Here is a 16,370-nt window from a genome sequence, read left to right as displayed (position 1 = left end):
CACATGGAATCAAGGAGAGAGTTTATCAAAAAAGCGTCTGTATTAGCCTCTGGGGCTGGTTTTCTGGGAATGTTACCTGCTTCAATTCAAAAAGCAATGGCGATTAATCCTGCCGAAGGAAGTACTTTCTGGGATGCTGAACACATTGTCATTTTGATGCAAGAAAACCGCTCTTTCGACCACTGTTTTGGTACTTTACAAGGGGTGCGTGGTTTCAACGACCCTCGTGCGATTACACTTCCGAGTAGAAATAAAGTGTGGCTGCAACAAAATGAGAAGGGACAAACTTTCGCTCCTTTTCGCCTAAATCTACGTGACTCAAACGCTACTTGGATGAGTTCTTTACCACATTCTTGGGAAAACCAAGTGGATGCTTTGAACGGCGGAAAGAATGATAAATGGCTTCATGTAAAACAATCTGGACATAAAGAGTACAAGGATATGCCTCTGACTTTGGGCTATTATAACCGTGAAGATATTCCTTTCTACTACGCTTTGGCAGATGCGTTTACGGTTTGTGACCAAAACTTTTGTTCATCTTTAACAGGAACAACTCCCAACCGTTTGTACTTATGGACGGGGACAATTCGTGAAAAACAAGATTTTGATTCAAAAGCCAATGTTAAAAACGAAGACGTTGACTATGGCAGATGGGCAAAATGGAAAACTTTCCCAGAACGTTTAGAAGAAAACGGTATTTCTTGGAAAATCTACCAAAATGAAATCAGTTTGCCTACTGGTTTAGAAGGCGAAGGCGATGCTTGGTTGGCGAATTTCACCGATAATCCGATTGAATGGTTTGAGCAATATCAAGTAAAATTCTCACCAGAGTATTATCGCTATATTCAAGAAGTAGTCAAATTTTTACCGAAAGAAATTGAAAAACTTTCTGCTGAAATCCCAACACTTGCAGCTGGAAGTGAAGCTTTGAAAAAAGCAGAAAGAGCATTGGCACAAAAGAAAAGCTACTTAAAAATCGCACAGGAAGACATTGTAAATTACACGCCTGAGAACTTTGAAAAGCTTTCTACTTTCCAGAAAAATATTCATCAAAAAGCCTTTACCAACAACCGCAACGACCCAAATTTCCATGAACTTACTTCATTGGAATACACTGATAACGGAACCGCCCGAAAATTAGAAGTACCCAAAGGTGACGTTTTGCATCAATTCCGCCAAGATGTTGCCAATAATCAGTTACCTGCGGTTACTTGGTTGGTTGCTCCCGAAAACTTTTCTGACCACCCCGGTGCACCGTGGTATGGTGCTTGGTACTTATCAGAAACGATGGATATTCTTACACAAAATCCAGAGGTTTGGAAGAAAACCATTTTCATTTTGGCTTATGATGAAAACGACGGGTACTTCGACCACATCCCTCCTTTCCTTCCACCACATCATCAAAAACCTGATACTGGAAAAGTTTCGGCTGGTATTGATGTTTCGGTAGAGCAAGTAAATATGGCTCATGAAAAGAAAAGAGATTACTATAAAAATCCAGAAAAAGATACTCGTGAAGGAGCAATAGGTTTAGGTTTTAGAGTACCTCTTTTGATTGCTTCGCCGTGGAGTAGAGGCGGAAATGTTTGTTCTGAAATTTTTGACCATACTTCTATTCTACAGTTTTTGGAAAAATTCCTCAGCCACAAAACGAAGAAGAATATCAAAGAAGACAACATTTCGGAGTGGAGAAGAACCATCTGTGGCGATTTGACTTCGGTGTTTAAACCATATAATGGCGAGAAAATCGCTCTTCCTACTTTTGTAGCAAAAGAACCATTTTTAGAAAGTGTCCATAAAGCAAAATTCAAAAATGTACCTTCCAATTTCAAGGCTCTGACTGCCGAAGAAATCAAAGAAGCCAATACGTTGGGGAATGCCTCTACCTTGATGCCCAGACAAGAAAAAGGGATTCGTAAAGCCTGTGCTTTGCCTTATGAATTATATACAGAAGCTGGTTTTAGTAGCGATAAAAAAACGTTTGAACTTACGCTTTCGGCTGGGAAAAAGGCTTTTGGCACAAAATCAACAGGAGCAGCATTTGTGGTTTATACTCGTTATACACAAAATGGTTTAGACGAAATCAGCACCAGAAACTATGCAGTAAAGGCTGGCGATACCTTGAAAGATACGTGGTCATTAGCAGAATTGGCAGATAAAGATGCCCAAATAGAAGTGTACGGGCCGAACGGTTTCTTTAGGTCTTTCAAACTGAATAATGCTCAGTCTAATGTTGAAACGGCTTTGACTTACCAAAATAATCAGCTTGCTAAAAATACTTTCACAGGTAATGGCGTGTTGATTTTGAAAAATAATGAAGCACAAAACCTTCGTTTTATTATTGAAGATTTGAGTTATAAAACAGGCAAAAAAATCGTAGAAGTTGCTAAAGGCAAAAGCCTAACGGTAACATTAGATTTCAGTAAAAGTCACGCTTGGTATGATTTTGTGGTAAAAATAGAAGGCAATAAAACTTTTGAACAACGCTACGCAGGACACATCGAAACAGGCAAAGAAAGCTTCACCGACCCTGCCATGGGACAAGTAATATAAGTAGCACAGGTTTCCTGAATTTCAGTACCACAGGTTTCCAACCTGTCTATTTTTGTCGGGAATCGCAAAAATAAGAGCTTTGACAACTTTTAAAATTTGTCAAAGCTAAAACCTATTACCCTTTGCAGTTTTCTTCGGTTTTAAATCCTCAAACCTATCAAAAAGATAGGAAAAGCCATCTCCGAGATAGGACAACCTATCTTTTTCACGCAATTTCCCGCAAAAAAGACACATCAAGCCATCTAATTCACGCAAAATACCGCAAAGAAGATAGGACGACTATTCTTTTAGATAGCTTGTACTGTCTTTTTGAGGGGTTGGGGGGTGATTTTGATGGGATTGTCATCATAAATAGCACTTTACCATTCTATAAGTTTTTTTATGAACTATTTTGGGAATAACGAGGTAATTAGTTAGGTTTAAGACAGTAGTCTAAAATTCGATTTTACTTATGTTATTTTAGTTTTAAATACATTTATCTTTTAATAATAGTCATGATAAAAGACATAGAAAACTCACTCTACTTAATTTCCGATATTTGGAATGATATAATACTGAAATACAAATTAAAGGACTGTAAAATTGATTTCACCCCTGAGGTTGAATCTAACTTCATATCAGACATTATAAGATATTTCTTGGACACACTGATTATTGTGTATAATGAAAATAAAAAAGTCAATGATTCATTTTCTGAAAATGTAGAGAACTCTATAAGTTTTCTACAAATAATCTTTGTACAACAGGATTTTATTGAAGAAATAATGAAGGTATTAAAATGCCCTGAAACTTCATCAATGAAGAAAGATGATAATCGGTTAATTAACAGAGACCTTCGAAATGAATTAATTGGACATCCTGTAAGTTGGAATACTCGTTTAAAAATATTTGAATCATCCACTATATTTGGTAATACCGTCAATAGAAACCAGATTGTCTATATTAAATATAGTAAGAACGACAATTTTAAAGGTGAAATAATTACTATCAAGAGAAGTGATATATTAGAGAGGCATCATAATTATTTGTTAAAATACCTCGATATTATAATTGAAAACCTAATCATTTGCTTGGAAAAATATAAAGAGAAAATCAAAAAAATTGAAGAAACTATTAGCAAAGAAGAATCTTTTAAGAATAAACTTCTTTTTCTTTCTGAAGAGTTTAAATATATTTTTCATCATAATTATTTATACTCTCCTGACTTATTGCTTGACATTTACTCATTAAAACATACTCATCAAAGATATGATAATGTAATCAGCAAATTTGAACAATATCTAAATGATGTAATCTCAGAGATAAAAAATGACCTTGATTATACAATAAGTAACTTAAATCAAGAAAACAGAATTAAAAGAAGTGATGAAATTGAAGAATACATTGAAGAACATGGTTATCCAACAGCATCTTCCGAAAATAATGATTCTTTAATGGTTCATAGTAGGTATGTATATCTATTGGAAAATCTAGCTGATAGGAAGCAAATTGAGAAATTCAATTTTTTCAGTTCTCTATTAATTGAAGAAGCCAATAATGATAAATTAGTTAATGAAGAAATATCGAACATGAGAAATAATATAGATAGCGACCTTGAGTACTATAGTTCATATAATCTTTTAAGAACATTACTTGGCTGTTAATCTGCACTATCATTTTTAAAAGCAAAGTCTAAGGGAGTGTTCACTCAACTGTGTCAGTTGAGTGAACACTCCCCACAACATTCCTCTTTAAAAATTCACCTGAATATCATTCCAAGCCCAAACTTTATAATCTGTTCTATTTTGGCTTTGATTACCTCCATAAACCAGAATTTTTCTATGAATACTCTTCCCTCCTATCATTGCTAATTGGTCTAATCCTTCAAAGAGTTTGGGCAGAATCGTCTGGGTTGCTTTAATTTCTACTATATCATAATTGGTATCATTACTTACCATTAAATCAACTTCATGTCCATTAGAATCTCGCCAATAATAAAATTCTTTAAACAAATTATGATGATAGTTTTGCTTTAGGTATTCGTTAATGACCATATTTTCAAATAAAGCTCCTTTAAATTCACTTTCATAAAGTGAATTTTCATTTTTAATCGCTAATAAAAAACTCACTAAACCAGTATCGTAAAAGTAAAGTTTAGTACTTTTTACAAGGCGTTTATTGAAATTATTGTAAAAAGGAGCTAATTGATAAACGATGTAACTACTTTCTAATATTGATAACCACGACTTTACAGTTGGCACAGAAATTCCTGCTTCATTAGCCAAATTAGTGAGGTTTAATTGTTGTCCAACACGTGCTGCACAAAGTTTTAAAAAAGTACGAAACAAGCGTATGTCTTTTACTTGCAATAATCCTGTTAAATCTCTTTCAATGTAAGTTTCGATATAATTGGCATAGAACATACTGGTTGGAATTGGACGGTCATAAAGGGCAGGATAGCAACCACGAACAATCATCGAAGGATAATCTGGAGCTAAGAGATTATTCAGTTTTAACTCATCAAAACCAAAGGGAAGTAGTTTAAACAGAGCCACTCTACCTGCCAAACTCTGGGTAATATTTTTCATAAGGTTAAAATTCTGTGAACCCGATAAAATAAACTGCCCCATCATTTTCGATTCATCCACCAAAGTTTGAATGTATGAAAACAAAGTAGGCACGTTCTGTACTTCGTCAAAAATTACTTTTTGATTGTATAATGCTAAAAAACCATTCGGGTCTTGCTCTGCAAAACTTCTCGTATCTGGGTTTTCGAGTGACACATAACGGTAATCACTGAACATATTTTTCAACAGGGTAGTCTTCCCCGACTGTCTGGGACCAGTAACAGCAATTACAGGATATAACCCAATTATCTGATTAATTGAATCTGCAATTATTCTATTGACCATAAGCTTCTATTTTAATGGTAAAGATAATTGATTTTCAATACAACTTAGCATTTTACATAGACTCTATTTTCGGATTTACATAAATCCTACTTTCGGATTTACATAAACCCTACTTTTGGATTTGCATAAACTCTATTTTAGGATTTGCATAGATTTTTCATTTACTATTTGCTTGAGATAGTACAAAAAATGATGCAATAAAGTAAGTACATTTTGAATTTGGGATTTCTGATTTTGGAAGTTGGATAAAATTTTTCATAGAAAATCATTTTGAAAATCAGAAATCCCAAATCAACAATTTTTCTCGTACTAATGCTGAGTCCACAAAATGGCATTTTCAATCAACTGAACAAAGTTTTGGTTTTTCCAAGCTACTTCACTGTGTCCGATTGAAGTATAAAAAGTTTTTCCCTTTCCAACACTTTTACTCCAAGCAACGGGATGGTCTTTACCCATGCCAAAATCTTTATCACTTGCCAACAGTGGCATATTTCCACTTGGCTTGATTTTATCGCCATCAATGCTAAACAAAATATTAAAACCTTTTTTACGAGGATTGTCAAAAAACACATACCATTCGTCAGTATGTTGCCATTGATTTGGTAAAGATTTTGCCAATAAAGAGTCCACGGGAGTATCTAAAGTAATACTTGCCTCCTGAAATTGAGGATTGAGTGGATGATGAGAAAACTCTGCTCCTAATAAATTTTTCACGTACCAATCCCAATGATGCGAATTATCGCCTGCCCCATGAATTCCCAGCAATCCGCCTCCATTTTCAACAAATTGCTCTAAGGCTTTTTTCTGTTCATCATTGATGACTTCGCCTGTGGAATTATTAAAAATTACGGTACTAAATTTTGATAGCTGCTCTGGATTAAATACGCCTCCCTCCTCTGTTTGATACAAAAACCAATTATTTTTCTTGGCTAAAGCCTCTAATACAACTTTTGAAGCGTCTATGGATGCTCCATGACGAAAACCAGTGGTTTTAGAAAATACCAAAATGGCAGGTTTATCTTTTGGAAAATCAATGGTAGGAATTTCCGTTTCATAAGACACAGGAAAGCCATATTTAACTTTATAGACAAAAAGTGACATCGCTCCCACCAGTAAAACGACTAAAGAGAGGAACGTCCAAAGAGCAATTTTCAGAACTTTTTTCATGTGATTTTTAAGTGAAAATATTGTTTGTTTTAGGATAAAAAGAATATTCGAGCTTACTTCTCAAACTCAACGATATGCTCAGAAGCGTATTCATCATCGCCCGGTTTAATTCTTTTCACAAAGAATCTTGCCTTCTTTCCCAGTTTCAGACAAGTATGTTTGGCTTGAATATCTTCTGGCGTATTAAGCGGTTGCAAAGACGGATACCATAAAATATAGCCCGGTTTACTAAAAAACAACTGAGGTTTTGTCCATTCCTGACTTCTTGCAACTACATCAAAATTAGGGTTTTTATTAAACGAAATATATACTTCACTTCCTTGCCAAGATTTTCCTACGGATTTTGCCATCATCATTACCCAACAATTCAAATAAGTATTCCAGCTTACCGAAGGTCCCCAATGATACCCAGCCGTCGGCGAAGATGCCGCTCCACCTCCATTTTGCAAAGGAATTTGTAGGGCATTAATGGGTTTGCCAATGCCATTATAAGCGGCATTGAAGCCTTTGCCATCCCATCTTTTGGCTTTTCCTTGTGGATTATCTAAATCCTTCAAAGTAATTCTGGCAATGCTGATACATTGCCCCGACCATTCTTGTTGGGTATTGTAGTCTTTTTCTTGATAAACACCTGCGTATCCGTATTCGCCATAAAAAAGATACAAATAATCGCCACTTGCCACAGCCGAAGGGTCGCCAACACCGCCTGCGAAAGTATTAGAAGTATTATGCGGTTTCAGAATCATACGAGCATCGAGGTCTTCAATAAAAATACCTTTGTTTTCCCAACTTTTCCCGCCATCAATCGACTTCATAATACCAATTCTACAAACAGCTGCAGGACTTTCTGTACCTGTAAGACCCTGTGGCCAGTTTTGATTGTGATAACCTTCACCTGTTTTTTGATTAAAAGGAAGCGTTTGCGGATAATTTTCGTTGTGATAAACAGCATAAAGTGTTTTGCCAGAAGGGTCATTTTTGGCTTGATAAACGGTTTCAAACCAAACTGCTCCATGCAAACCTTTTTGTCCGACAGGAACATTAACGGGCATTTGAGGATTATGAAAATTTTCTTTTGTACTCCTGAAAACCTCCTCCGCATTAGCTCCGTCGGCATATTTTAAATCACGGGCATCTCCCCAGAGTGGGTCTTCACCATATTTTCCGGGAAAAATTCTGAAAGTATCTCCAATCCATACTTCTGCCATGTTACAATCTACAAATGAATTAAATGTAATTTTGGAAGCAGGCGTCAATTTGAATGTTGGAGAAAAAGTATCCGTAGCCAAAGGCAAATGATAAGCACTAAAAAAGCAAATGACTGAGCTTGCTAAGAGTATTGATAGTGTTTTTTTCATAGATAATCGTTTAGATTTGAATGGGTTGAATGAAAATTCATAAATTCCGTAGCCCGTGAGACACGGGCTACGACAATGGACTAAATGAAAAACGATACACGGCTTAGAAAGCCGTGCTACTATTTTATTTCTTTTACTTCACTCAGTACCGAAACGCCATTTTCATTAAATGCTTCGATAGCACAGAAATACTTTTGTCCGACTGTCAAAGCTCTTAATTCTAAACTATTGGGTGCATCAGCCCAAATCTGATAGGTTTGGTATAATTTATCTGGAGCAATACCCCACAAAATATTATAGCCTACGGCATTCGGCGATTTTTCCCAAGTAATATCAGCATTGCGAGTATCTGCCTGACGTTTTACGTTTAAGTTCTTTGGCATTTGTGGAGCTTTGCCCATTCCATTGCCAAAAATACGAATATCACTTACCGCCAAATTGGGCATGGGTACATGAATGTTTTCGTACTTAATATAGCGAGCTTTTACTGCTTGAGGCAATTCTACATAAGCATTTGGTCGGTCACGTTTGGGTTCGTGGGTATTGTCATAAATCAATTGCCAATTTTGATTATCGTTTGAAGCATAAAATTTGAATTGAGCATAAACACGCTCTTCGTTACTATCGAAAATATCAGATTTATAATCGGTAAAATTTACTTGTAAAGCTTTCACTTCTTGTACATTTTGCAAATCAACTGAGAGCCATTCGCCTGCTTTGTTGGAATTGGCAACCCAGAAAGAACGAGGATTTTCGTCGGTGACTTTATTAGCTACTAAAGTATCTCGTACAGAGGAAGCCGTGCAAGGTTTTTTATAAGAAAGTAGCATCCAACCTGTAAATAATTCGTCTTTTTGTGTCCATTTTTTAGTGGGTAAAAAATGGGGGAAATCTCCAAAACGAGTATTGGCAAACATCTGATTATCGGCATCAAAACCTGTCGGAAACATGGCTACTCTTCTTTCAAAATTCCAGTTAACGGCAATCCATGGCGTACCAGTATTCCAATAGTTTCCATAATTATCCTGAAAAGTATTGCCATGACCAGCCCCCGTCAGGAAGCCACCCGGCTTGTAGGAAATTGGATTATAAGGAGCATAGGTAAAAGGTCCGAGGGGGTTATCGCCAATATAAGTACCGTTGGCATACACATTATATTCTGTGCCGGGAGCTCCATATTGAAGAAAATACTTACCCCTGTGTTTGGTCATCCAAGCACCTTCTGTAAAAGGTTTAATGGTATCTCGGTGGTCACGACCGAAGCGTTCCCAACCATGATTTTTGGGGTCGAGGTAAATTAAGCCTTTGTACGGAGTAGCATAAGTAAGGTTTCGTTTTTTATCTAATTCTGCTCCAAAAATCGGATACACATTCGACGAACCCCAGTACATATACCATTTATCTAATTCTTCATCATAAAACAAAGCGGGATCCCAAGGGCCAATGTACTGAGGCAAACGAGGCAACCAGCGATTGTAAAATTGTAATTTTCCTTTTTCGGGTTCGGTACTGAATAAAATCGGGCGTTGTTCAAAAGTAGATTGAAACAAATACAAGGTATCTCGCACCGACAAAGCCGCAGGGGCACACATATCTTCCATCGGCCACATACTTGGCTTGATGTAATTCCAATTGATTAAATCTTTTGAATGCCAATAACCGCCCGAAATTGTCACAAAAAGGTAATATTCATTTTTGTGGTTGATAATCACAGGGTCTGCACCCGAGCGATAGGAAATTTTTTCATTTAATTGCTCAAAATTGTAACGATAACCAATATCGACGGGATTACAATAAGTTTTTTGATTAGGATTTTGGGCGAAAGCTAAAGAGGAAAAAGCACAGCAAAGCAGTACAAGTAAAATCTTTTTCATATATGTTTTTGATTGAATTTGGAAGGAAGCAAAGACCTAAATCTTCGCTATTTATCCAATAAATTAAGGAATCGAAAGCGGTAGATTATCCTTGTTTGTTCTGAGTATTTTGTAAATTTTCTTAAGAAAAATATAAGATTAGCCTAATTTCTGCATAAAATATACCTAAAGACATGGAAAAGAAAAATGCCAAACAAGAAGGGAATTTATATGATAAAATAGTAAAGGAAAATATAGATAGTATTATTCCTGCTTTGATGAACAGCGTATTGGGCTTTAAAGTAAAAGATGCAACTATTCTCAAAGAAAATTTTCAGCAAACAAAAGAAAAAGAAGCTGATGCTTTAAGAATAATTACGGCTCCGAGTGGCGAGAAGTTTATTTTACATTTAGAGTTTCAAGTGGACGATTACCCTAAAATGATTTACAGAATGGCAGATTATTGGATTTTGCTCAAATCAAAATATCATTTACCAGTACGCCAGTTTGTAATATTTATGGGAAATAAAGAGCCTAAAATGAAGAGTGTTTTGTCTGAGGACGCTAATTATTTTCAGTTTCAACTCGTTAATATTGGGCAATTTAACTATCTAAAATTTTTAATGTCAGATAATCCAGAAGAGATAATTTTATCTATTTTAAGTAATTTTGGAGAAGAAAAAGCTGAAAATGCACTTAGCCAAATTATTTCAAGACTTGAAGAAACGACTTTCAATCGATTAACGTTTCAGAAATATCTAAGACAGTTGCGAGTATTATCAAAACTTCGTAAATTAACCTTAAAATTTGATGATATGATACATAACATGGCAAAATACATTGATGCAGAGAATGATTATCTTTACATCAGGGGAAAACAAGAAGAACAAGTGATTGTTGTAGGAAACTTATTAACACAAACCGATTTTGATGTCGAGAAGATTGCAAGTATCGCCAGTGTTTCAGTTGATTTTGTGAAGAATATTCAAGAAAAACAAAAAAATAAGTCATAAGTACTTTCGTAACTTATGACTTATTTTTTTAAATAGCCTCCAAAAACTCTTCAATAGAAGCATACACATAATCTAAATCTTCTTCGCTAATACAATAGGGCGTTAGCAAGTAAATTACATTTCCGAGCGGTCGCATCAAAATTCCCTTTTCCAAGAAGAAATTATAAGCAATATCTCGCATATTGCTAAAGTATGAAGTGCCTTCTGCTACTTTAATTTCAATCGCCAAAATCGTACCTTTCAGTCTTATATCTTCAATTTTATGTCGGTAGGATTTGGACAGTTTCTGACTAAAACCGCTGTGCAAAGTATTGATTTGTTGAATTTGTACTTGTGTTTCATCACTCAATAACAAATCTAAACTTGCCAAACCAGCCGTGCAAGCCAATGGATTAGCCGTAAATGAATGACTGTGAAAAAGCGTTTTGCGTCTATCATCCGAAAGAAATGCTTCATAAATCGCTTGTGTACAAGAAGTAACACCCAAAGCCATTGCTCCACCTGTAAGTCCTTTTGAAAGACAGAAAATATCTGGTTTTACTGCCAAGTAATCAGTAGCAAACATTTTTCCTGTACGATAAAAGCCCGTCATGATTTCGTCGGCGATGGTCAAGATTCCATTTTCTTTCGCTATCGTTAATAATTTTTCAAGAATTTCGGGTTCATACATCACCATTCCGCCCGCACCTTGAATCAAAGGTTCAAAAATAAATGCTGCTATTTCATCCGCCTGATTCATCAAGGCATTCATGGTTTCTAACACTGCTGTTTCTTGACCTTTCAAAGGAATTGGCAAATATATTACTTCAAAAAGAAATGGGTCGAAAGGTGCAGTGAAAGCACTTTTTGCCCCAACTGCCATCGTTCCGAAAGTATCGCCGTGATAGCCATTTTCAAGAGCAATAATTTTAGTTTTCTTCGTAATCCCTTGATTATGAAAATACTGAAAAGCCATTTTCATCGCTACTTCTACCGAAGTAGAACCATTATCGGAATAAAAAATTCTTTGTTGGTTTTCGGGCAGAAGTTCTAACAATCGCTCCGCCAAACGTACAGCAGGTTCGTGGGTGAAGCCTGCAAAAATTACTTGTTCTAATTTCAAAAATTGCTCTGCTACTTTTTGGGCAATGTATGGGTGCGAATGTCCATGTAAATTCACCCACCACGAAGCAATGGCATCAATGTATCGTTTACCATTTTCATCAAAAAGATAAACGCCCTCCGCTCGAACAATGGGAATAGAAAAAGGAGCAGTTTGATGTTGCGTAAAAGGATGCCAAAGTACTTTAGCATCTCGCTCACTCAGACTACTGATGACTGGGTTTTGGATATTCTCAACTGGATATTCTAAATGTTCATCAATCACAAAGTGCGTTTCTGAATGATTCTGCATATTTTCTTACGGTTTCTTTCGTAATTTCTCGTTCCTGATTTACTTGTCCGAGAAGTTTTACTTTTGTATAATTCAAAATAAAGTTTTCAGTCGTAGGCGTATGTACTCCGTTAAAGATAAGTCCTGCGATTTCGATATTTCTACTTTTCAAAACTTCAATGGAAAGTAAAGTATGATTGATACTTCCTAAATAGTTTTTTGAAACCAAAATAACAGGCAAATTCAGCTTCTTGATTAAATCTAAATTAGTACATTCTTCATTCAAAGGAACCATGATTCCACCTGCCAATTCTACAAATAAATGGTTATCTGTTTGGGGAATTTCAAATTTATCTAATTGAATTTCGATTCCATCAATCGCCGCAGCAGCGTGTGGGGAAAGTGGCTCATTTAAACGATAGGCTTCCTTGTGGAAATGTGTTTTTGTATTTGAAATTAAACTTTTTACAGTATCCGAATCTGTAAATTCTAATGAACCAGATTGAATGGGTTTCCAATAATCGGCCTCAAGACTTTCAGTGAGAATACTTGAAATAAACGTTTTACCAATTTCTGTTCCTACTCCAGCGATAATATATTGTTTTTTCATAAAGCAATTTTTAGGTTAGTGTTTCAACTTATTACGATGATTATTTCTATTCTTAGTTCAGCTTATTGAGTACTTCAAAAATTTTCAAAATTTCTTCTTTTGTGTTAAAATCGTGCAGACAAATTCTGAGTCTTTCTTTTCCTTTTGGTACTGTTGGCGATACAATAGGACGAATGTCTAAGCCTTTATCTTGTAATGTTTTGGCAACTGCTCTACAATTTTCATTGCCAGCAACGATAATACACTGAATCGCAGAAGTACTTTCTATTAAGTTCAAAGCAGGGTTTTGGGCTGCTTGATTTTTAAAGAAACTAATTAATTCGTGTAAATGTTCGTTTGAAAATGTTTCTGCCTGCAATAAATTGTAGGCACATTTTACACTAATATGACTATGCAAAGGGGCAGCAGTGGTGTAAATAAATGAACGAGCAAAGTTGATTAAAAAGTCTCGAAGTAAATTACTTCCCAAAACAATTGCTCCGTGGCAACCCAAAGCTTTGCCAAAAGTAATCACTCGGGCAAATACTTTATCTTCTAAATTCAATAGATTCACCAAACCTTCGCCATGTTTTCCAAAAACGCCTGTGGCGTGTGCTTCATCTACAATGAGATTTGCTCCAAAATGTTGACAAACGGCTGTAATTTCTTCCAAGGGAGCAAGGTCGCCATCCATAGAATAAACGGATTCGATAGCGACAAATATTGCGGAGTCCTTTAATGCAGGCATATTGCTTATGTCTTCCTTGATTTTAGTCAGCTTTTTGGTTAAATCTTCTAAATCGTTATGTCTGAATTTGAAACGAGTAGCAAGGCTCAACCTTGCTCCGTCTATCATACTGGCGTGGATAAGTTCGTCGGTCAGTAAAAAATCATTTTTTTGGGGTAAACTCGCCAGCAAACCAACATTGGCATCATAGCCAGAATTAAAAATCAATCCTGCCTCAGCTTTGTGAAAAGTAGCAATTTGTTTTTCGAGATTTTCAACAAAAGAAGTATTTCCAGCCAAAAGCCGTGAACCCGTAGCACCCGTAGGAAGCGAAATATTTTGGGTTGATAAATGAATAGCCTTTTGTAGGTTTTCGGCACGAGCAAAACCCAAATAATCATTTGAACAAAAATCTATCAAAGCATCTGTGGTACGAAGTGTACGAAAAAGAGCTTGCTGTTTTCTTTGTTCGATAGTAGTGGCAATTCGTTTTGTGAGCGTATCCAAGTCTGTTTATTTGTTTTTGCAAAGATAGTCACAAAATGAAGTATGCTTTCCAAGCTTTGGTGATTTGAAAAAAATCTTCACTTTTTTTATTTTTTTTAAGAATTAACTTGACTTCATTAGATTTTTTTATGTAACTTTGCCCTCAATAGGTGTAGAACTATTTACTAAGATTGCCCAGATGGATTCCGTCTGGGCAACTTTTTTATACGGGTTTTTGCTTTCTAAAGATTAACTTTAAAAATCGAATATTTCCACTCATATTTTTTGCAGTGTTGCATTTTCACAAAAAACTCCCGCCAAAATTTGACGAGAGTTTTATATTACCTAACCACTAAATTTTATTATTCTAATTGATAATATGTGCTTGCCTTAGAATTTAAAGGCAGTGATTTCATTATCTTTTGAACGATAATACATCAAGCCTCCAATTTCGTCTAAGTCATAAATGGGCTTTTTATCGCCAAGAATTACCGTTCCTTCTATCTTGCCGTTGTCTTTATTCACTTTTACCAAACCAACGCCTTTGCTCGAACCATCATTGGCTTCGTCGGTAAGGATGGCTTGAAAGTTTTCTGTTTGTGCAGAAGCTTTAAATCGTTTATTCATCATGGCAAAGCCCGCCGACGCTACCGCACTCCACATTTGTTGAGCTTGTTCTTGTCCACGAATGTAGCTTTCTACTTCATAGGTTCGCCCGCCGCTTGCTGTTGCACCTTTAGCGTAGCCAGCACTGGCAGCAGAAGCAACGGCGAGCATCGTACCTCCTACTGCCAAAATCCCTCCGAAAATTTTGCCTGCTGTACTTGCCGTAGGCGAATGAAAATATTGGCTGTACAATACATTACCTCCAAAACCAAACTTTACTAAATTTTGGCTCGATGTTAGTAAAATGCCATCTTCTCTTACTTGAAAACCCGAAGGCACTTCTTTTTCGTTGAGTCTTACTTTGTCTGCCACAAATTCTTTCATCGAAGCATTTTGTAGATTTACTTCAAAGAGTTTTCTATCAGAATAAATCCATTGCAAAAAATCTTTTTGACAAGCCACATTGCCTTCTTTCAGCTTGAGAGGTTTATCCCAAAGATCTTTCCCAGTTTCTAAACTTTGAAAATTTACTTCTTCGGTAGTTCTGTAAAAAATTCCTTTGGGTGTTAGCTGTAAATCTACAATTTGTCCATCTACTTTATTGGCTTTATCAAATACGTGTTGCCCCGATTTCAAATCTAAAATACTCAAAGAGTTTTTTCCTCTCGAACTCGCCATTGCAATCAAAAGTCCTTTGTCACAATAATTATAAAAAGCCACAGTTCCTTTTAGTTTTGGGCCTTTCCCCCAAAGTCTGCTTCCGTTGGCATAATCGAGCATAATAATCTCAGGGTCGTCGGTTGCTACGATAAAGCCTGCATTATCATAAATGGTTTCTACAATTTCACCTCCTACTTTTATTGGGTCATTCCAAAGGGCTTTTCCAGTAGCAAAATCAAAGCAATTCACATACTTTTTACTGGTGTAGAAAAAACTATTTTTATCTCTTCCCGGTCGTATTTGGGTAAAATAATGAAACTTAGGATTTAAAGAATTGGACATCGAAGCACCAAAACCTGCATTTTCTTCTTTGATGATTTCAGCGTTTGGGCTTTTTTGTTCTATTTCCCAAACCTTATCGCCAGTTTGTCCATTGAAACGAAAAATTGCTTTGTTACTCACAATCAGAATATCGCCGTTCATGACAAAAGGACGACCTGCAAACATTTCTGTTGCTCCAAAATCAGTCAGTTCTTTTGTGAAGCGAGTGTGTCCGTCGTTCACATCAACCAAAGTCATTATCTTTTTTCCGTACTTGTTCAAACCCAAAAATAATACTCCTCCAAGTGGCGGAAGTTCTACTCGCATTTCAATTGTGCGAAAACCCAATTCACCCGAATTGCATAATACTTTTCCAGACACAACATCTAAAATGACATGGTCTAAGGACATCAAGCCTCTTTTATCAATCAATGCTACCAAAGGCGTATTTTCGATAGGGTCATAACGTTCCTCTTTTAATTTTTTCAAAAACTCGTGTTGCCAAAGTTTTTGTCCATTGTCTGGATTCAGCCCATACAAAGCATCGTCGGTAGAAACCACCAAAATCCCAACATCGGTCATTCGTTGCCAATTGATGCCACGAGGAAAACTCGTTTTCCAAAAAGAAGGCGATTCTGTTGTATTGGTTTTTGCAAAAGAAACAAGTGATACTATGCAGAAGCATAGAAAAAGTAGTATTCTTTTCATGAGATTAAATGGGGTTTACAGCTAATTGTTGTTGAAGAAAAACGGAAGGAAATACTCAGCGTTTTT

General features: G+C 36.1%; 11 protein-coding genes. 3 read left to right on the top strand and 8 right to left on the bottom strand.

What is annotated here, in order from left to right:
* Nucleotides 1-3 precede the first annotated feature (3 nt).
* A complete protein-coding gene (locus tag VB248_RS04870) occupies nucleotides 4-2,553 on the top strand; it encodes a phosphocholine-specific phospholipase C (RefSeq protein WP_323295616.1) in 2,550 nt (849 codons plus the stop codon).
* Nucleotides 2,554-3,047: 494 nt separating this feature from the next.
* Nucleotides 3,048-4,196: a hypothetical protein gene (locus VB248_RS04865; protein WP_323295615.1), complete on the top strand. Its 1,149-nt coding sequence runs from the start codon at nucleotides 3,048-3,050 to the stop codon at nucleotides 4,194-4,196.
* An 87-nt stretch (nucleotides 4,197-4,283) separates the two neighbouring features.
* Here the strand turns inward: VB248_RS04865 and VB248_RS04860 are convergent, their stop codons facing one another.
* The 4 genes from VB248_RS04860 to VB248_RS04845 all read right to left on the bottom strand — a co-directional run bounded on the left by VB248_RS04860 (nucleotide 4,284) and on the right by VB248_RS04845 (nucleotide 9,843).
* A complete protein-coding gene (locus VB248_RS04860; protein WP_323295614.1) occupies nucleotides 4,284-5,444 on the bottom strand; it encodes an ATP-binding protein in 1,161 nt (386 codons plus the stop codon).
* A gap of 309 nt (nucleotides 5,445-5,753) precedes the next feature.
* Nucleotides 5,754-6,611, bottom strand: a complete 858-nt coding sequence (locus VB248_RS04855; protein WP_323295613.1) for a ThuA domain-containing protein — start codon at nucleotides 6,609-6,611, stop codon at nucleotides 5,754-5,756.
* A 53-nt stretch (nucleotides 6,612-6,664) separates the two neighbouring features.
* Nucleotides 6,665-7,969 (bottom strand): hypothetical protein, encoded by a 1,305-nt coding sequence (locus VB248_RS04850; protein WP_323295612.1) that lies wholly within the window; start codon nucleotides 7,967-7,969, stop codon nucleotides 6,665-6,667.
* A 119-nt stretch (nucleotides 7,970-8,088) separates the two neighbouring features.
* Complete coding sequence (locus VB248_RS04845) at nucleotides 8,089-9,843, bottom strand: family 43 glycosylhydrolase (RefSeq protein WP_323295611.1); 1,755 nt, start codon at nucleotides 9,841-9,843, stop codon at nucleotides 8,089-8,091.
* A gap of 173 nt (nucleotides 9,844-10,016) precedes the next feature.
* On the opposite strand from VB248_RS04845, the gene VB248_RS04840 reads away from it, so the two are divergent.
* Complete coding sequence (locus VB248_RS04840) at nucleotides 10,017-10,835, top strand: RpnC/YadD family protein (RefSeq protein WP_323295610.1); 819 nt, start codon at nucleotides 10,017-10,019, stop codon at nucleotides 10,833-10,835.
* A gap of 28 nt (nucleotides 10,836-10,863) precedes the next feature.
* On the opposite strand, the gene bioA is transcribed toward VB248_RS04840, so the two are convergent.
* The 4 genes from bioA to VB248_RS04820 form a co-directional block, all read right to left on the bottom strand.
* Nucleotides 10,864-12,228, bottom strand: a complete 1,365-nt coding sequence (bioA, locus tag VB248_RS04835) for an adenosylmethionine--8-amino-7-oxononanoate transaminase (protein ID WP_323295609.1) — start codon at nucleotides 12,226-12,228, stop codon at nucleotides 10,864-10,866.
* Entirely contained in the window at nucleotides 12,194-12,817 is a 624-nt protein-coding gene (gene bioD / locus VB248_RS04830; RefSeq protein ID WP_323295608.1) for a dethiobiotin synthase, read from the bottom strand. Before bioD ends, bioA begins: the two co-directional genes overlap by 35 nt.
* Nucleotides 12,818-12,869: 52 nt before the next feature.
* Nucleotides 12,870-14,030 (bottom strand): aminotransferase class I/II-fold pyridoxal phosphate-dependent enzyme, encoded by a 1,161-nt coding sequence (locus VB248_RS04825; RefSeq protein ID WP_323295607.1) that lies wholly within the window; start codon nucleotides 14,028-14,030, stop codon nucleotides 12,870-12,872.
* Between the two features lie 369 nt (nucleotides 14,031-14,399).
* Nucleotides 14,400-16,304, bottom strand: a complete 1,905-nt coding sequence (locus VB248_RS04820) for an outer membrane protein assembly factor BamB family protein (protein ID WP_323295606.1) — start codon at nucleotides 16,302-16,304, stop codon at nucleotides 14,400-14,402.
* Between the last annotated feature and the right edge of the window lie 66 nt (nucleotides 16,305-16,370).

The sequence above is a fragment of the Arcicella rigui genome (assembly GCF_034929435.1).
GTDB classification, from domain to species: Bacteria; Bacteroidota; Bacteroidia; order Cytophagales; family Spirosomataceae; genus Arcicella; species Arcicella rigui.
This window is presented reverse-complemented; position numbering and strand designations above follow the sequence as displayed.